The sequence below is a fragment of the Paenibacillus sp. JJ-100 genome (assembly GCF_948329825.1).
Taxonomy (GTDB): Bacteria; Bacillota; Bacilli; order Paenibacillales; family Paenibacillaceae; genus Paenibacillus.
The window spans coordinates 22432-39755 of the sequence record NZ_CAOJCM010000006.1 but is presented as its reverse complement, the minus strand read 5'-3'; the positions used below and the strand labels follow the sequence as shown (position 1 = coordinate 39755).

Sequence of the window (17324 nt, the reverse complement as noted above, 5' to 3'; positions counted from 1 at the left end):
TCGCTCATTGGACCAAATCTTCAGGATTGTCCCTTTTAGTTCATCTACTTCTACTTGCCTTACTTTGCTCTTGCACTTAACATGCCTTTACTGTGCCTTTGCTTTACCTGCTACGTTTGTTCTGCTATGCCATTCCGCTTGACACTTCGTCTTACATATCGTCTTACACTTTGTCTTACATGAATCCAGCTTTTCGGATGCTCCGCTGAAAGGGTTTATTTACGCAATCTACGAGCACTTAATGCATGATAATCATTTTTCAAAAAGGTGCTACGCGTGTTCTTCATCATCTCGATCCGCTGCTCTGCAAGCCGATCCGCTGCGACATAAGTTGCGATGCCTTCGGAACGGGAGCTTTCGAATATTTTCTCCAGCGTGGTGTAAATCTCTCCGATCTTCGCCCATGCTCGCTCCGCATGATATCCGTTCAGCTCATCGGCAATGTTAATCACGCCGCCAGCATTAATGACATAATCCGGTGCGTACACAATTCCCCTCTGATACAACTCATCCCCGTGGCGAGGTTCTAGCAGCTGATTGTTTGCACAACCTGCGACAACTTTGGCTTTTAGTGTCTTGAGCGTATCATCGTTAATCGTACCGCCGAGCGCACATGGCGCATAGATATCGCATTCCACGCTTGTAATGTCTGCCGGATCAACCGCCTTGGCTCCAAAGCGCTCTACCGCCAGCTTCACGGCATCCTTATGAATATCCGTTACAATAAGCTGCGCGCCTTCTTCGTACAGATATTTGCACAGGTTCATGGCTACGTTTCCTACACCTTGGACAGCAATTGTTTTGCCCTCCAGCATATCGGTGCCGAAAGCTTCCTTCGCAGCAGCCTTGATTCCTCTGTACACACCCCAAGCTGTTGCAGGAGAAGGATTACCGGATGAGCCATAGCTTGCGGAGATCCCTGTGACATAATCTGTCTCCTGATAGATCAGATCCATGTCCTCTTCCGTCGTTCCCACATCCTCGGCGGTAATATAACGGCCATTCAGACCTTCAATGTAGCGGCCGAAGGCACGAAACATCGCTTCATTTTTGTCCTTACGTGGATCCCCGATGATTACCGTTTTGCCCCCGCCCAGATTGAGACCGGATACTGCGTTTTTATATGTCATGCCCCGAGCCAGCCGCAGTGCATCTTCAATGGCCGCTTCCTCTGAAGCATATGTCCACATCCGTGTACCACCAAGCGCAGGCCCAAGTGTGGTATCGTGTATAGCGATGATCGCCTTCAAACCTGAATTCCGATCCTGACACAGAACCAGTTCCTCATAATCATGCTGCTCCATTGCATCAAACCAACTCATGTGCTAACCGTCTCCTCTAACCATTTTTGCGATAAACGCATCATTCTTTATCTACCTTATGAAACTAATGATATGATCTATCTACTATTCTACCCATATCCAACCAGTTTGTGCAAAATCACATCAACCTGTTCACTAATAAAAAAAGATTCCACCTGTCACGGGTGACAGGTCAGAACCTCCATCAACTCATCACTAATGCTTGGTCAGGTTAGTATACTCCATCTCGCTCTAGACCAGCGTTTCGACCACATTGATCGGGTGTAACGCTCCATCCACGGCAAAAGAAGCCTGTCCCGTCTCTTCTGAGACCACCAGCACGACCGCATCGGTCTGCTCGCTTAGTCCAATTGCCGCCCGATGACGTGTGCCCAGTTTTTTCTCATGGGTCTGAACCTGCGATAACGGTAACACATTGCCAGCAGATACAATCTGATTTCCGCGAATCAGCACGGCCCCGTCATGCAATGGTGCACCAGGAATGAAGAGCGATTCGAGCAGCGCGTGAGTTACCTTGGCATCTACCGCTACACCGGAATGAATCACTGACTCCAGCGGAACCTCTCGTTCAATCACAATCAAGGCTCCGTACCTGCGATCGGATAGGTGCTGCACGCTGGTTGTCAGTTCTGCAAACTTCTCGGTGAATGGTGACAGGTAGCAGTCAAGATAAAACGAAGAAGCAAGCACTTCAATATGCTTGATCTCGGCACGAATCTCTGCAAACTGCCCGAGCAAGCAGACACTGTCATGGTCAAAACGTGATAACGTCAGATTCATTCGTTCGGCTACACGGTGCAGGTCTGCCTTTAACTTTTGCTTCATCAGGGAACTGTCACAGTCCGCTTGTCTGATATGCTGATTCATCTTGTGCCGCCTCTCTCTCTGTTACTCGTCTGCTCTTGAACTGGTCAGTCTCTAGGGTCGAATTTCATGATTACCCATATCCTGTCCGCAGGAGAGAAGCCTTATGCAGAGATCTTCCGTGAAGCTATTGAACCGATGAGATTAAAGGTCACCGTTATTAAAATTCTCTAGAAACCATTTATTAGTTGCATCGTACGTACTATGATACATAACAGGGTAAATAAGGAAATTCTTCAAGGAGGATGTTGTTTTTGAAAAAGGGTACAAAGTGGGTATTGTGGATCTTAGGAACGTTGTTGGCTGCAATCTTTATTAACTTTTACATGAATCAATTCAGTTTCGCTTATGCTCTAATCACCGTGCTTCTATTTGTCTTTATGGGGTGGGGATTCATAGCCAAGTTAAAGAATGACGTTCGTCAATATGAGGATCATTATAGAAGAGAGTCACAATCGTACTTAGACGATATCGAAAAATATACACGCTAGCTCAAGCAAGTGATTAAGGCTGTTCAGAATAAATCAACCGGGGCAAGCAATCTACTATAACATGGAGTAAGCATCCAAAAGGGCTATAACCGATCACAACGGTTATAGCCCTTTACGTATTGATCATACGCACAAGAAAGAGGATGCAGCTAGACTAGTTAAATCCGGACCATTTTTTCACTCCAAGCACATCTCATCCTTTACTGTGCCTTGCCGTATGAACCTGCTTTGAACGTTGTTGGATCGTACCACTTGTATCCTGCGGCTGGAGCAGCCCAAGGCTCAAGTTGCGGCTCCGTGGAACTCGCCGGTGTCTCCATCGGCAGCAAGCTGGTCACGGTATCCAGAGTCAGACCTGGCACTTGGGACAGGCTGGTGTAGCTTTCTTTGACGGCCAGCCATTTCACTGTATTCACCAGGAAGGTCGCATCGTTCACCTCTTTGAATCCGTCATAGGTCTTTTTAGTTGCTCCATTCTCTTCACGCAGATACTTCGGCGTTGCATCTTCAACCGGAGAGGAATCCCCGATGAATGCCGCTTTCCCAGCACCTACCTTGGCAATCGCAGCGTATGCTCCTTCCGCTCGTCCACCACCACTGTATACGCCCTGATCTACAGCGTTATTCCACTTGGACACACCCGTTGGAACATACACCAATCCTTTGGCTTTGTTCGGGTCCATAATCGCAATCGTTGATCCGGCATGCATCGCTACAGCTTGTACACCTGTCGTAATCCCAAACGATTGTGACGGTGCTACGATATCTGTGGCGTTCACATCACCCAGCGCGTTATAACGGAACCGCACACCGAAGTTTGTTCCAAGCCAGTCTGAACTAATTACTCCCTGCATGGCCGGGGATTCGGCTTCAGCAGAAGACATGCCTTTGGCCGGATTCAGGAACGCACCGCGGCGATAGCCGTTGAACACTTCAGAGGAATCCCAACGGTTTTTGTTGCGGTCCGCATTATAATGATCCGAGATGAAGAATACACTTCCGCCATTCTGTACGTATTGTAGGAGCGCAGCCTGCTCCGTGGCCTTGAATGGCACGTTGGCTTCGCCAATGACAAACACGTCATAGTCTTTCAATTTGTTATAGGTGTACGCTTGCTCACCAAATGTATAGGGGATGCTGCGTTCCAGCTGATCCACGGTAAAGCCTGCGTTACGCAACCCATTCGCAAAATCTGAAAAGGCTCCATCGATAATCCAATCCGCCGCACCTGCGGTTTGGGCATGGGTATTGTCAAACAACACTTTTTTGCCTGTACCATCCGGAAGGGTTGTCCCTGGGTTTGGCTCCGGGTCAGGGTTGGTGGTTCCAGAAGAGAGAGAGATGGACGTAGGGTTTTTGATACCGGCATAACTGTTATACGCACCAAGTGTTCCGGTCACGATAATTTTTTTGCCGACCAGACCAGGGTTCGAAGCCAGTCCATATTGAGTACGGAAAGATGAAGAAACCTGCACATCCAGCAGTTTGGCGTTCTCGCGCTCGGATGCCGAATCTGCAATCAGCACATTGAAATCATTGGCATACGGAGAGGTGAATTTGGCCGTCAGTGACCCTGTGGCATGTCCCACAACGTAACCTTCAACCGTTGCTGTGCCCCCACTGCTCTGGGCAGCAATAGCTTGTGATACAGTAAGTGGTGCTGCTGCTTGAACCGGAGCCTGATACCCCGGAGCAAGTAATGTTGCTGCCATCATTATAAAGACCAGGAATACCCCGATCCAGTGCTGCCTTAACGCCTTTTTCATAATCCTCTTCTCCTCCTTCATATCGATGGATGTCTGTACGTGCTGTATCAAGTTGACATGTCTGTCGCCTGAATAATGTCTTGCTGCCCAACCTGTCTCCTCTTTAATTTAATACTTCATATGATGAATTCCTCTTTGGTTATGTAAAATTTTTGAAAGAAGTTTGTATGAACTCTCTTTCGTCGATACTGGCTATTGTTAAGAAGATTAGACCGAGTAGATCTTATCTCTCGTTATGAAGGAGAATCTCCTATGAAGATTATATTTCTGTTACTTCTGATTATTGTTCCACTTGTTATGGCTTATGCTGCACTTCGATTCAAACCCATCCGCTGGATTTTCCACGTGCTGGCCATCCTGTCCTTCTACAGTGCAGCAACTGTAATCGCCAGCGATGTGTATGCAACGAATGCTCATATGACGACGTTCACAACGGAAATTCATCACTTTTTGCTTAACGGCTGGTTCCTGATCCCTGCTGCTTACCTAGGTGTATATATTCCGTATATGCTATGGATAAGGCTTCTTAATGAAAAAAGCTGAATACTCTTCAGGTCGGGCATTGCATTTTATCTATATTCGTTGCATAATATAAATATATGTATGATAATGATTATCATTATTGAGCTTGTTTACTGTCATGTTGTCAGTTCTATGACCGCGACCATGCTTATGACTTTAACGATAAAGGGGAACGAACATCAAATGAACACAACTCTGCAAAAGGCTGATCTGCAGCTGGACGATTATTTGGATCTTCTGAACCTGGCAACCAACCTGGGTGACACGAGATGGCAAAAAGAGATTATTCGTAAACTGTCCTACACGTATCCTGCAACGGCTTGCAAGCAACCACAATAAAACACATAGATCAACTCACTTCAAATACGAGGCATGAATGCATGCTTCCATATAAAAATTGCCCTTGAGGGATTCATGGTATTGAATTCAATCTTGGGCTTTTTTCAGTTGTGCGACGTCCGTTATACATTATAATAGGGAGAAACTGGATATAAGGAGTTGGGCGCCATGCAGCTGGAGACCGAAAGACTACTAATCCGTGATATTGTAGAACATGACTGGCCGTACATACATGAATATACATCAATGCCTGAGGTTACAGTGCATACCGCTTGGGGCCCCAACACAGAAGAGGATACAAGGGCTTATGTGCAGGATGTCATGCGTATGCAGCTGACTGAGCCAAGAGAAGGGTATGAATTCTCGATTGTTTTAAAAAAGGAAGATCTACTTATTGGTGGTGCAGGACTACACCTCACAGAACAAACGAATGCCGAGATCGGCTATGTTCTGCACCCTGCTCATCAGGGGAATGGCTATGTCACCGAAGCTTGCCGTGCACTGCTTCAGTTTGGATTCAGGGAACTTGGCGTTCACCGAATCTATGCAAAGTGTCGCCCGGAGAATCCCGCATCCGAACGAGTCATGCAGCGCATCGGAATGCAGCGTGAGGGTGTGTTGCGCGAGCATTGGTTCTACAAGGGCAGGTATCATGACTCTGTGCTCTACTCCATGCTTGATCGGGAGTTAGATTAGATCAAATTAGATCCAACACAAAAAAGGACGAAACAGTACAAGCTGCTTCGTCCTCTTTACGTCCTGCTCTCTCACTACAACCGGCACAGTTCCTTCGGGCAGCTTGGAAACGACGGGCATCCACACATGCAGCGTAGCGCCGCCATGTCCCGAATCATTAATTTGCCGTCCATCATGTCCAGCGTACCTTGCTCCTTCCAAGCCCCAAGCATACGAGTTACACTCTCCCGAGTCGCTCCGATCATCTCCGCGAGTTCAGTATGATTCAGCTTCATCTCCAGCACAATACCGTCAGGGACGATCTTGCCATACGTATTGCTGGCACGGATCAGTGTCGAAGCAAGTGCACCTGCTTTGCCATAGAGCAGCAGATCACGGAATCTGGACTGCGTAATCCGTTGCGCAAGCGCCATCCATTGCAGAAATTTTAGCGCCAAATCTCCATTTTTACTTAACACACCTTCAAGATCGCTCAGCGAGATAATAGCCAGTTCGCCCTTTTCCGCCATCTCAGCACTGTAACTGTGATTCTGTCCGCCAACGCCGCCAAATTCACCGATCAGATCACCACTCTGCTGAATCGACAGAATGATTTCTTTGCCATCCTCCGTCGATTTAGTCAGCTTCACGCGCCCGGAACGAATGTAGTACAGATATCCGGCTTCATCACCTTCCAAAAAGAGACTGTATCCTGACTTCACCTTTTTAGGCTGCATTTTCTCTTCTATCTGATTCCATTGCTCCGCTGTAACAAAAGAGAGAATCCCACCTGTTCTTTGTGTCATGTTGCCCGCCTCCGTCTGTGTCCGCTCTTCTTTTTGAGTGATTCTTTCCACAAATACTGTACCCATAAATTTCGTCCCCCTCGGTTGCTTCCTTATGATTCCATCATATCGTGAAAGGATCTGGAAAGTTATCGGGGGATCACCTGATCTTTGCGGGGAAACTCCCCCAATTCGCTGTGAGAAAAGTCACACATCCCTTATAAAGGCCTCATTGCGAGTAGCCCAATCTTAAATTGTCCATTTCTTGCGATCATGCTAGCATACAGTTAAACCCTTATAAGTATTCAATCATGTGAATCTTCAAATTTATAAGTCTTTCACTTATGCTTCTCCAGAACAGGAGGAAATCATATGTTATCCCATGATCGTGATGTTTGGAAAAGGTTATCTGGCCCGTATGGATCAGCAAAACATGTACCCATCTTATTGCAGCAGCTAGAACAGGAGTTCAGCCAAGAAGTTTTTGAAAATCTGTTTCAGGAATATCTGTTTCATCAAAATACAATCTATACAGCTACCTACGCCGCCATGCCATTTCTAGCACATCTCGCCTGTACGACATCCGATGCAGCGGTACGCAAGGAACTGTTTATCCACTCCGGTATTATTGAAGCAAGCCGCGATGAGCAGCACCAAACGCCATATCCACCATCCTGGACTGAGCTGGCCGATGTGGTGGGGAGTACTGTCTGCACGGAGATGTACAATGATTATGTAGAAGCTATCGACCAGCTTAAATCGCTGACAGAACAAGTACTGAATGATGTCGCTGTATCATCCACAGATGATATGGAGAAACGTTACATCCTCATTGCGGATGCCGCATTCCGCGAATCCTATCCTGTCGCGAATATGCTGATGACATTTACAGAAGGAGATGAGTATGTAGCTGAATGCCCAGCTTGCGCAAATGAAGTGTACATATGGCCCGACGAACATCATGCTGTGCCTCTGAAAGCGTATGAACAAGATCCTGTTTTTCAACCTGATCAGGAAGCTCACGCCATCATTCCCGCTTCTTCATGGACACATGAGGAGACACAAGTTCTAGCAGAGCGGACAGCATGGATCGGAGAACAGACACTAGCCGCATATCTGCCCTATCTGGCAGGCAAAACAACATGCCCCTCTTGCCATGAGAATATCTCAGTATGGCCAGCATTACTGAGCACATTTACAATGTAGAAAAATAGAAACGTGTACATTTTCTAACCTGCAGGAGAGTCTTCCTAAATATACAAAATATACACTCTTTCCAGAATACACATTTAAACGAGACAGTTGGCATATATTTCCAGCTGTTTTTTTCATTCTTATGCTTCTCGGAGTGATCCGGTGCCCAAGTTCAGTAATTTCCAGAAGTGAAATAGGGGTTTTCCCTGAATTACAAGGCTGACGAAACAGTCTACAATAGAACTAACATCGGAATAACCCAATTTTACAACTATTTCCAATCATATAAGCCTTGAGTTTAAGGTTACCCATATGTTGCGATAACAATCGCGATAAGGAAGTAAACACAATGAGTGACGTGCGAATCGTCCATATGATCCATTAAAAAGGAAGTGTCCCTCATGCATGATGAAGTCTCATCTACCGTTCAGGAGATAATCAGCGGCCTGTGTCAGATCACCGCCGGTGATTTTTGCGGAATAGCTTATGTATCTGGATCGATGTTACGCTGGAAATATACCTATGGGGCAACGAATCAACGTGTGCAACGAATGGCTATGCGTCCTGGACAAGATCTGGTTGGCACAGCACTCAGAACAGGCCGCACGGTTAAGCTGGATGAGCAATCCAGGGGAGAATATACTCCAGATCGCTGCCCACTTATGCTTGCTGAACGACTGGTATGTGCGATAGCGGTGCCTCTGTTCAAGCAAGGCAGCCTGCCAGACGGTGTATTGCTTGTAGGAAGCAGAACCCCTCGCACATTTTCCCCCGAGATGGTGATGCAAACCGAACAAACCGCAAGACAATTAGAACAGTATGCATAAGCAAGAGAGAGTCGTAGAATGAGACACCCCGCGCTATATACTATGATACGACTTGTATACACCTGATACGTGAGTGCTTAGAAAGTGAGACTTTTCAGAGATTAACCTCTGAGAAGTCTTTTTTTTGGTATGATAGGAGTAGATGAAGGAAGCGGACAGGGGGAAACGATTGTGATTCGACTGTTAGTTGTAGACGACCATGTAGTTGTACGTTCTGGGCTGATCGCCTTGCTTGAAGGTAAGAACGATATACATATTGTTGGAGATGCAGCGGATGGCGACGAGGCCATTGCCAAAGCACAGGAGCTGAAGCCTGATGTGGTTCTGATGGATTTCAGCATGCCCCCGGGTAAGGATGGATTGACCGCTACGGCGGAGTTGAAAAAATTAATGCCGGATCTATCGATTTTAATTCTAACGATGCACGATGATGAGGAGTACCTGTTCCGTGCAATCCATGCAGGAGCTTCAGGGTATATCCTCAAAAGTGCACCCCATGAGGAGTTGCTGGCAGCCATTCGTTCCGTAGCAGATGGAAGCGCCTACCTCTATCCAAGTGCAACCAAACGATTAATGAGCGAGTATCTGGACAAAGCCAAACAGGAAAATGCGGGGCCCTACGATACACTCTCGGATCGGGAGAAGGAGATCTTGTCCTGGATTGCCAAAGGATACGCCAATAAAGAAATTGCCGAGCATCTGGTCATCAGCGTCAAAACCGTGGAATCGCACAAGAGCAATCTGATGGAAAAGCTTGGTCTACGCACCAGACCGGAACTGGTGAAGTTTGCGATGAAAAAGGGGTTGTTAAACTTTGAGTAAACCACACAAAAACCGACTTAGCGGATTAGCCGACCAGCCCGTTCAGCTGCTGCTGAAAGAAATTGACGAGCATATCTCGGATAATGAATTCCGGAGCAAACTGAAGGGTTCGCTGCATCAGCTCAGTGACTTGAAATTTGCACTTGATGAATCCTCGATTGTAGCGCTGACAAATCGTTTAGGAAAGATCCAATACGTCAACGATAAATTCTGTGAGATTTCACAATATAGCCGCGAAGAACTCATTGGTCAGGATCACCGGATTATTAACTCGGGGTACCACGGTAAAACCTTTATGAAGACGTTATGGAATACGATTTCTTCAGGTAAAGTGTGGCATGGCGAGATTAGGAATCGCGCGAAAGATGGAAGTTATTATTGGGTCAACACAACGATCGTGCCTTTTCTCGATAATGAGGGTGAGCCTTATCAGTACTTGGCTGTGCGCAGTGAAGTAACCAAGCTTAAACAAGTAGAGGCCGAACTGCAGCAGATGATGTCCCAAGTCATGAACATTCAGGAGGAAGAGCGGCGCCGCATCTCTCGTGAACTCCATGATGGCATAGGACAAAGCCTCTTCTCTCTAGTGATTCAGATGGACCGCCTGCTGGCAGAACAATCGAATCCAGGTGTAGAAGCACTGCGAAAACAGGTTACTGGCATTATGGAGGATGTACGAGGTATGGCTTGGGAACTTCGCCCGTCCGTGCTGGATGACCTCGGTGTTGTTCCTGCAATTCGAACCTATATTGAGAACTATACCCGTCATTACGGCATCGAGGTTGCACTGGAGTGCAGCTTGCGCAAGAGACTGGATATGAACAAAGAGATTGCTATTTATCGTATAATCCAAGAAGCCTTAACGAATGTGGCCAAATATGCAGACGTTGCAGAGGCACGTGTAACTATCGAAGACAGCTCAGATCTCACTCTCGTCGTTATTGAAGATCAAGGTGCCGGCTTTAACGAAGCTACTGCCGGGAATGGTGTAGGATTATTCAGCATGGAAGAACGTGCACGCGGAGCAGGCGGGACATTGCGGATCTCTTCCGAACCTGGTGAGGGAACCACTGTGACACTGCTACTGCCGAAATCCGTGAACATGTAATGGGCTTGTGCTGCCAGCACCCTGACATCAACTAAATATCAATACAACACCTTTTATATTCTTCTTGCTATTTATCCTTAGAAAAGTGTTCCTTTGAAGATACAGATTCATCATCAAATGTTTGTCAACGATGAAGTGCAGACTACCCGCATACAGCGAGTGGTCTTTTTCATTCATAATAGACAAAATGGAAGCTCTCCCGTATCTATTTTGAACAATTCACATGAAATCAGTTGACGCTGATTACGTTTCGTCATTAAACTATGAATGCTGCAATGATACTGCATACAGGAAAACGAAAAGGATGATTCCAACATGTCATATAAACGTCCCTCCAAAGGCGGGGAAATACCTGAAATGTATAATCTAGACGAGATGGATCGTAAAATTATCGCCGCGCTTCACGAGAATAGCCGCATATCTTATACAGACCTCGGTACACAGATCGGATTATCACGTGTGGCTGTTCAAGCTCGCATCAATGCATTGTCGGAAAAAGGAATCATTGAACGTTTCACCGTTGTCATTAACCCTGGCAAGGTAGGACTGCAAGTCTCTGCCTTTTTTAATGTCGATGTAGAACCACGCTTTCTGGACGAAGTTGCCCAGTTGCTCGACGAAGAGCCCGCTGTGACCAGCCTCTATCATATGACAGGCCCGAGCACCCTGCATATGCATGGCATTTTTGCAGATATGGAAGAGATGGAACAGTTCTTGCTGGAGAAGCTCTACCAGATGCCCGGCATCGTCAAGGTGGAATCTCAACTGCTCTTGAAACGTTATAAAAGCCGCATGGGTATGAGACTCTAGGAGGATGTCAGCATGAGTTGGAAAGATTACAAAGGGCTCGTCATCGGTATGATTCGGACTGGAATTCTGGGATACGGCGGCGGTCCTTCAGTTATTCCATTAATCCGTTATGAGGCCGTCACCCGTTACAAGTGGGCCAGCGACGATGAATTCGGTGAGATACTGGCAATTGCCAATGCCCTGCCGGGGCCGATTGCAACCAAGATGGCTGCCTATCTCGGGTATAAAACGAAAGGGGTACTGGGCGCTATTGTCGCCGTACTTGCTCACATTTTGCCGACAAGCATTGCGATTATTGCGCTACTGGGCTCGATGTACGCGCTGCGAGAATCCAAAATTGTAGCAGGCATGGTCGCAGCCGTTCGGCCTGTTATTTTTGTGATGCTCGGTATGATGGCCTATGAATTTGCGATGAAAGCATGGAAAGGGCTAGGTAAATGGTTTGCCATTTTATTTGGCGTCATTGCCTTCGCAGCATTACAGCTGCTGCATATCCATCCTGGATTAGTCATTACCGTGTTCCTTGCTTATGGCTTCTTCCATTTTGGTCTGGTTCAACATTTCCGCTCCAAAGGTAACTCCGATAAGGAGGTATCGTAGCATGGTCCAGACATGGTGGGAATTATTTTGGGGGTTTTTCGTAGCTAACATCCTCGGATATGGCGGTGGACCAGCTTCTATTCCGTTGATGCAAGAAGAGATTGTGAACCACTACCACTGGATGACAACCGAACAGTTTGGTGATGTGCTAGCGATTGGCAATGCGCTTCCGGGGCCTATTGCTACAAAAATTGCTGCATTTGTCGGATATCACGTTGCAGGCTGGTTTGGAGCCTTGATCGCCAGCTTCGCAACCATAGTACCGTCAGCAGCTGCACTGATTCTATTGCTTCGTTTGTTAAACAAACACCGGACCTCACCTCGAGTCAAAGGCATGACTCTGCTTGTGCAGCCAGTAATCGCTGTGCTCATGATTCTGCTCACATGGGAATTCGGCCAAGTATCCTCGGGTTCCATCGGTATCTGGCAAACACTCATTATTGCAGGCATCTCGCTTTGGGTTATGACCAAAACCAAGCTGCATCCAGCCATTCTGATTCTTATTGCATTTGCTTATGGTGCACTGGTGCTGTCTCATACGATGTGACAATATGTTTTCATACAAAAAACGGTGCTGCCTATATTGGCAACACCGTTTTTTTAGATTATAGAATAGATTACCTAAAATTTTGGGATAAATATTACTTTGCCTCAACCACGACGTTAACCTTCGTTTTTACCCCTGCATAGGAAACAGTAATGGTTGCTTTCCCTTTACCATTCGCTTGAATCACGCCATCTTTCACGGAAGCCGTTAAGATCCGGGAGGACTTCCAGAGTGCCGGCTTAGATACATCCGACTCGCTTCCATCCACATACGTTGCGATTGCTGCAACGGTTACCTTATCTCCCACTTTCATAGTCAACGATACTTTATCTGTCTGCAGATATTTCAGTGTATCTACATCTAGCGCAATCGTAACTGTTTTGCTACCATACTTCGCTGTGATTTTGGCTTTACCTGAATTCAAAGCTTTCACTTTACCTTTGCTCACTTGAGCGACTTTGTAACTGCTTGTTTTCCATTCTGCTTTATCCGTAACATCTCGCTCACTGCCATCGCTCAAAGTGGCTGTTACCTTCAGATCAACAGATTCACCAGATTTCAAAGAAATAGCCTGTTCAGACGCGACAATGCGTGAAATCACATCAACTTCAACTTTAATCGTAATTTTCTGGGAGCCGTATTCGGCTGTGATATTGGCTTTACCACTGTTGTTCCCTGTAATTACACCTTTTTTAACGTCTGCTACACGAGAATTGCTTGATTTCCAGATCGCATCTGCTGTGACATCTTTGACATTACCATCCCCATCTGTACCTGTGAGGATGACCGTTTGTGTTTCTTTGGCTGACAGAACCACAAATTCCGTATCAGCCTCCAGACTACTAACCAATCCCACTTCTACAGGAATAGTCAACGTTTTATCGTCGATTTTGGCAGTGATTGTTGCTTTCCCTGTGGCTACACCCGTAATAATCCCTTTGTTATCTACTTCTGCAACTTTCTCACTGCTACTGCTCCAAGTTGCATTTTCGGATACGTCCTTCGAGGTATCGCCGTATATTGCAAGCACTTTGACAGAAGTAGTCTCACCAACACCAACCGTGGCTTTCTTCTTGTCCATCTCATACTTGTCAGGAACATCTACACTCACCGTGAATTTCACAGTTTTTCCGCCATATGCAGCAGTGATTGTAGCTGTACCGGATTGGTAAGCGACGAGTTCCCCATTAGATACATACACAACATCCTCATTGCTGGATGTCCAAGTCGCTTTGGATGTGACATCTTCCTTGCTCGAATCAATATACTCTGCGTTCAACGTCAGTGTTTTTGTTTTATTATTGCCCGTGACACTCATAGCCAGTGTATCTTTGACATCATTGATATCCAGATATCTCGCCGTATCGACATCAACAGCAATTTCCACTGTTTTACCACTATAAGTTGCCTTGATCGTTGCTGAACCTGCGCCTACAGGTGTAATTTGGCCTTTAAATACGGTAGCCACTTGTTCGTTACTTGATGACCAAATTGCCTTACTGGTTACATCTACATCACTGCTGTTCGGATACGAAGCCATAACGACCACATTAGCAGTTTTACCAGGTTCGCTCGAACGGAAGAAGATACTCTGTTCATTCACGCTCAGCTTACTTGTCAAGTCCACATCAACACTTACTGATACGGCCTTGGTTCCGTATTTACCTGTAATTATGGCAGACCCTGCTGAATATCCTGTAATGTTGCCTTTCAGTACGTCAGCAACCTTTTCATTGCTCGATGTCCACTCTGCAAGATCTGTTACATCCTTGGTAGTACCATCTGGATAGGTTGCTGTTAATTTCACACTTTCTTGTTGTTTAAGTAGCAAATTCACTTTGCTCTTGTCTGCATCAACACGTTTGACCACTTCCACATTCACTTCTACCGTTATACTCTGACTGCCCAGTTTGGCAGTGAGTATTGCCGTACCTGCTTTTTGACCGGTAACTTTACCGTTTACCACCGTGGCAACCTTCTCATCACTGGTTGTCCATACAGCTGTGTTGGCAGCGTTTGTGTCCGTCGTATTGTCATTATATGTAGCAGTCAATATAATGTCTTTTGTTTCTCCCATGCGCAGTTCTAGACTTTGCACATTTTTCGAGAGAGCTTTCACTTTCTTCGTTACGTTGACTTGGACGTCTTGACTCAGCCCCTTGTACGTCGCCGTTAGCGTTGCTGTACCTTCTCCCTTTGCAGTAATTGTACCGTTATATGCAGTTGCTACTGAAGGATCATTACTCGTCCAGGACGTGCTAAGTGTAATGTTACTTGAGGTATTATCCGAGTATACCCCCGCTACAGTCACTGATCCGGATTCGCCGACCTCGAGCGACATTTCATTCTTGGAAACTACAACTTTATACAGGTCTTTTTCTGCCGCAGCAGCCAAGCCTACGTTGGAAATACTCAGCATCAATACCAGCATCATCACCATGTACTTGGTCAATCTTGGCTTTAACATCATTTCCCTCCGATATTCGTCGATTTATTCATACTATACTTAATGTCGGCAGAGACTTTCCATATGTTTAGACTTTCAGGTAATTTTAAGGTAATTTTAAGGTTTTTAGATGTAAAATAATGTTAATAAACCTTATATTAAGTGTATTATATTTTGGTGCCCAGTGCTCACGATCAAGGCCCTTCATCACATGCTTGTGGTGCATAACCCTCCTTAATTTGGAGTAATCATATACATCTTTCATTTTATTTTTTTATGAATCGGGGGAGATTGGAATGGATAATTCGTTTGATTACATTAACTATTGGGAACAGACCTATCGTTCGGGTGAGACATCCGGCAGAGGTTCATACGGCGTTTTGGCTGAGTTCAAAGCTGAGATTGTTAATAAACTAATACAGCGAGAGGATATTCGTCGGGTTATTGAATTTGGCTGTGGGGACGGTAACCAGCTGCAATATATGAATTATGAGCAGTATCTCGGAATGGATGTAGCGGTCTCTTCCATAAAACAATGTGTGTCACTGTATTCCAGCGATCCCTCCAAAAGCTTTATGGTATACACACCAGGCCTATGGATGAATCGCGGTTTTCTTCAAGCTGACCTGACGGTGTGTTTGGATGTTCTGTACCATATTACAGATGAAGCAGACTTCCGCACCACCCTCAGAGATATTTTACATGCTTCAACCAGCTGGGTCGTGCTCTACACCAGATTGAAGGAACAGGGCGATCCTGGAGTGCAGACCATACAGGACCGCAATCTGTTCCACTATCTGTTTGATTACCCCGAGTTCAAAGTATATGAGATTATTCGGCAGCGCTACCCTGAGCAATCTTCCGCGGACTTTGTCATCCTGAAGCGTTCGCCTGTGAAATGAATATGCTTGGTGTTGGATAGAACATTTTAATTGCTTGTATGATGACAATCTTCTATTAAAATAACCCCTCACTTCCGCGTAGCTTTGCCAGAGCCTCCATATAAAAATAATCACCATAGATAATCGGTACATTGATTCCCCGGCCTTCCGGGTAGTGTACCGTTCCCTGCATAATCTGCCCCTCCTCCGCTGCCAGTTCACCGGAGCTATAGTGCTCGTACAGGCCGCGGACGATGCGCTCTCCGGCGGTAGCGTAGATATGCCCGCGCGGCGACAGCTTCGCGAGCTCAAGCAATCCGCTCGCGGCAATCGCTGCAGCGGACGAGTCCCACGCCACCTGATGCTCCGCAGGTGCGCGGAAATCCCACAACGGCACGATATCTTTGCCAAGCATGGCGAGGAAGAAATCGGCCGTTCGCTCCGCTGTCCCCAGATATCGGGCTTCGCCCGTATACCGGAAGGACAGCGCGAACCCGTACAGCGCCCAGGCGGTGCCCCGCGCCCAGGCGGACCCGGGAGCATGGCCTTGGCCGCCATGCTCCCGCAGCTTCTGCCCCGTGTGTGGATCGAATTCCACCACGTGGCAGACGGACCCGTCTGCGCGGACGAATTCGCGCGCCACGGTGTCCGCATGCGCTTCCGCCAGCCATCGGTAGCGCGGATCGCCGCTCTGCTCAGAGGCCCAGTAGAGCAGCGGCAGGTTCATCATGCTGTCCATGATGGCGACACCGCGTGTGTCCATCATGGACGAGCTGAAGTTCCATGCGCGGATGAACTGACCGCGCACATGAAAGCGGGCAGCGAGCAGATTCGCGGCGAGCAAGCCACGCCGCCGCCCATCCTCACTGCCTGTCTGGCGATAGCTTGCTACGCCGCTAAGCAGCCAGATGAAGCCCAGATCGTGATCCACCGAGTCAGGATCACGCAAACAGCCCTCGAGTTGCCGTTCACAGCTCTCGGTGATCCGTCGTAGAGAAGGAGCCGCTTCACTCTCCGGAGCAGCTCTGTACACCAGCCATAATAATCCCGGCCAGAAGCCAGCTGTCCACCATTCCGGATCATTCTTGTCGTACACACCCTGCACTGAAATATGAGGGAAGGTATCCTTGATTCGTTTCGCATTCCGAATGGTCTTGCTTACCCCTTGTTGCCATGCATCCTCCAGCCATGTTGCCGATGTTGGGATGGCCATGATCTTGTTCCTCCTATTCCTATGCGAGTTGACGCATTTGATCGGTTTCTCTGGAATTCCTGCATCTCATCCGAATGCCTCACACCAGACACATTCGTGAAGATCGTAGTAG

Annotated in this window: 18 protein-coding genes; 12 read left to right on the top strand and 6 right to left on the bottom strand. The window is 46.9% G+C overall.

The genetic code is table 11. The features are described 5' to 3' along the window. Positions 1-215 precede the first annotated feature (215 nt). Positions 216-1322 (bottom strand): Leu/Phe/Val dehydrogenase, encoded by a 1107-nt coding sequence (locus PQG66_RS19895; protein WP_272039555.1) that lies wholly within the window; start codon positions 1320-1322, stop codon positions 216-218. A 231-nt stretch (positions 1323-1553) separates the two neighbouring features. After that, positions 1554-2189 (bottom strand): sporulation-specific diadenylate cyclase CdaS, encoded by a 636-nt coding sequence (cdaS, locus tag PQG66_RS19890; protein WP_272039554.1) that lies wholly within the window; start codon positions 2187-2189, stop codon positions 1554-1556. 251 nt (positions 2190-2440) lie between these two features. Between cdaS and PQG66_RS19885 the strand changes: the two genes are divergently transcribed. Further along, positions 2441-2677 carry a hypothetical protein gene (locus PQG66_RS19885; protein ID WP_272039553.1) on the top strand — a complete coding sequence of 79 codons (237 nt, stop codon included), beginning with the start codon at positions 2441-2443 and terminating at the stop codon, positions 2675-2677. Between the two features lie 200 nt (positions 2678-2877). Here the strand turns inward: PQG66_RS19885 and PQG66_RS19880 are convergent, their stop codons facing one another. Beyond that, a complete protein-coding gene (locus tag PQG66_RS19880; RefSeq protein ID WP_272039552.1) occupies positions 2878-4443 on the bottom strand; it encodes a DUF6359 domain-containing protein in 1566 nt (521 codons plus the stop codon). A 252-nt stretch (positions 4444-4695) separates the two neighbouring features. Between PQG66_RS19880 and PQG66_RS19875 the strand changes: the two genes are divergently transcribed. From PQG66_RS19875 to PQG66_RS19865, 3 genes are all read left to right on the top strand, one after another. Then, on the top strand, positions 4696-4986 hold the full coding sequence (locus PQG66_RS19875) for a hypothetical protein (protein ID WP_272039551.1): 291 nt from the start codon (positions 4696-4698) through the stop codon (positions 4984-4986). Between the two features lie 162 nt (positions 4987-5148). Continuing rightward, positions 5149-5304: a hypothetical protein gene (locus PQG66_RS19870; RefSeq protein WP_272039550.1), complete on the top strand. Its 156-nt coding sequence runs from the start codon at positions 5149-5151 to the stop codon at positions 5302-5304. Between the two features lie 168 nt (positions 5305-5472). Next, complete coding sequence (locus PQG66_RS19865) at positions 5473-6000, top strand: GNAT family N-acetyltransferase (RefSeq protein ID WP_272039548.1); 528 nt, start codon at positions 5473-5475, stop codon at positions 5998-6000. A 74-nt stretch (positions 6001-6074) separates the two neighbouring features. On the opposite strand, the gene PQG66_RS19860 is transcribed toward PQG66_RS19865, so the two are convergent. Then, positions 6075-6851 carry a Crp/Fnr family transcriptional regulator gene (locus PQG66_RS19860; protein WP_272039547.1) on the bottom strand — a complete coding sequence of 259 codons (777 nt, stop codon included), beginning with the start codon at positions 6849-6851 and terminating at the stop codon, positions 6075-6077. Positions 6852-7136: 285 nt separating this feature from the next. On the opposite strand from PQG66_RS19860, the gene PQG66_RS19855 reads away from it, so the two are divergent. From PQG66_RS19855 to PQG66_RS19825, 7 genes are all read left to right on the top strand, one after another. Further along, entirely contained in the window at positions 7137-7970 is an 834-nt protein-coding gene (locus PQG66_RS19855) for a hypothetical protein (RefSeq protein WP_272039546.1), read from the top strand. Between the two features lie 389 nt (positions 7971-8359). Beyond that, positions 8360-8785 (top strand): GAF domain-containing protein, encoded by a 426-nt coding sequence (locus PQG66_RS19850; protein WP_272039545.1) that lies wholly within the window; start codon positions 8360-8362, stop codon positions 8783-8785. Between the two features lie 171 nt (positions 8786-8956). After that, positions 8957-9607 (top strand): response regulator, encoded by a 651-nt coding sequence (locus PQG66_RS19845; protein ID WP_272039544.1) that lies wholly within the window; start codon positions 8957-8959, stop codon positions 9605-9607. Continuing rightward, complete coding sequence (locus PQG66_RS19840) at positions 9600-10715, top strand: PAS domain-containing sensor histidine kinase (protein ID WP_272039543.1); 1116 nt, start codon at positions 9600-9602, stop codon at positions 10713-10715. Before PQG66_RS19845 ends, PQG66_RS19840 begins: the two co-directional genes overlap by 8 nt. 315 nt (positions 10716-11030) lie before the next feature. Next, the gene (locus PQG66_RS19835; protein ID WP_272039542.1) at positions 11031-11525 is read left to right on the top strand and encodes an Lrp/AsnC family transcriptional regulator; all 495 of its coding nucleotides are present in this window, start codon (positions 11031-11033) and stop codon (positions 11523-11525) included. Between the two features lie 12 nt (positions 11526-11537). Beyond that, positions 11538-12125, top strand: a complete 588-nt coding sequence (locus PQG66_RS19830; RefSeq protein ID WP_272039540.1) for a chromate transporter — start codon at positions 11538-11540, stop codon at positions 12123-12125. A gap of 1 nt (position 12126) precedes the next feature. Then, positions 12127-12672 carry a chromate transporter gene (locus PQG66_RS19825; RefSeq protein ID WP_272039539.1) on the top strand — a complete coding sequence of 182 codons (546 nt, stop codon included), beginning with the start codon at positions 12127-12129 and terminating at the stop codon, positions 12670-12672. Positions 12673-12766: 94 nt separating this feature from the next. On the opposite strand, the gene PQG66_RS19820 is transcribed toward PQG66_RS19825, so the two are convergent. Continuing rightward, positions 12767-15112 (bottom strand): Ig-like domain-containing protein, encoded by a 2346-nt coding sequence (locus PQG66_RS19820; RefSeq protein WP_272039538.1) that lies wholly within the window; start codon positions 15110-15112, stop codon positions 12767-12769. A 302-nt stretch (positions 15113-15414) separates the two neighbouring features. On the opposite strand from PQG66_RS19820, the gene PQG66_RS19815 reads away from it, so the two are divergent. After that, positions 15415-16020: a methyltransferase domain-containing protein gene (locus tag PQG66_RS19815; RefSeq protein ID WP_272039537.1), complete on the top strand. Its 606-nt coding sequence runs from the start codon at positions 15415-15417 to the stop codon at positions 16018-16020. Between the two features lie 55 nt (positions 16021-16075). On the opposite strand, the gene PQG66_RS19810 is transcribed toward PQG66_RS19815, so the two are convergent. Next, a complete protein-coding gene (locus PQG66_RS19810; RefSeq protein ID WP_442955144.1) occupies positions 16076-17206 on the bottom strand; it encodes a glycoside hydrolase family 88 protein in 1131 nt (376 codons plus the stop codon). Between the last annotated feature and the right edge of the window lie 118 nt (positions 17207-17324).

Excerpts from the sequence above, each read along its gene's own strand:
- PQG66_RS19895 (WP_272039555.1), bottom strand. The coding sequence starts at position 1,322 with ATGAGTTGGTTTGATGCAATGGAGCAGCATGATTATGAGGAACTGGTT.
- cdaS (WP_272039554.1), bottom strand. The coding sequence starts at position 2,189 with ATGAATCAGCATATCAGACAAGCGGACTGTGACAGTTCCCTGATGAAG.
- PQG66_RS19880 (WP_272039552.1), bottom strand. The coding sequence starts at position 4,443 with ATGAAAAAGGCGTTAAGGCAGCACTGGATCGGGGTATTCCTGGTCTTT.
- PQG66_RS19875 (WP_272039551.1), top strand. The coding sequence starts at position 4,696 with ATGAAGATTATATTTCTGTTACTTCTGATTATTGTTCCACTTGTTATG.
- PQG66_RS19870 (WP_272039550.1), top strand. The coding sequence starts at position 5,149 with ATGAACACAACTCTGCAAAAGGCTGATCTGCAGCTGGACGATTATTTG.
- PQG66_RS19865 (WP_272039548.1), top strand. The coding sequence starts at position 5,473 with ATGCAGCTGGAGACCGAAAGACTACTAATCCGTGATATTGTAGAACAT.
- PQG66_RS19860 (WP_272039547.1), bottom strand. The coding sequence starts at position 6,851 with ATGGGTACAGTATTTGTGGAAAGAATCACTCAAAAAGAAGAGCGGACA.
- PQG66_RS19855 (WP_272039546.1), top strand. The coding sequence starts at position 7,137 with ATGTTATCCCATGATCGTGATGTTTGGAAAAGGTTATCTGGCCCGTAT.
- PQG66_RS19850 (WP_272039545.1), top strand. The coding sequence starts at position 8,360 with ATGCATGATGAAGTCTCATCTACCGTTCAGGAGATAATCAGCGGCCTG.
- PQG66_RS19835 (WP_272039542.1), top strand. The coding sequence starts at position 11,031 with ATGTCATATAAACGTCCCTCCAAAGGCGGGGAAATACCTGAAATGTAT.
- PQG66_RS19830 (WP_272039540.1), top strand. The coding sequence starts at position 11,538 with ATGAGTTGGAAAGATTACAAAGGGCTCGTCATCGGTATGATTCGGACT.
- PQG66_RS19825 (WP_272039539.1), top strand. The coding sequence starts at position 12,127 with ATGGTCCAGACATGGTGGGAATTATTTTGGGGGTTTTTCGTAGCTAAC.
- PQG66_RS19820 (WP_272039538.1), bottom strand. The coding sequence starts at position 15,112 with ATGGTGATGATGCTGGTATTGATGCTGAGTATTTCCAACGTAGGCTTG.
- PQG66_RS19815 (WP_272039537.1), top strand. The coding sequence starts at position 15,415 with ATGGATAATTCGTTTGATTACATTAACTATTGGGAACAGACCTATCGT.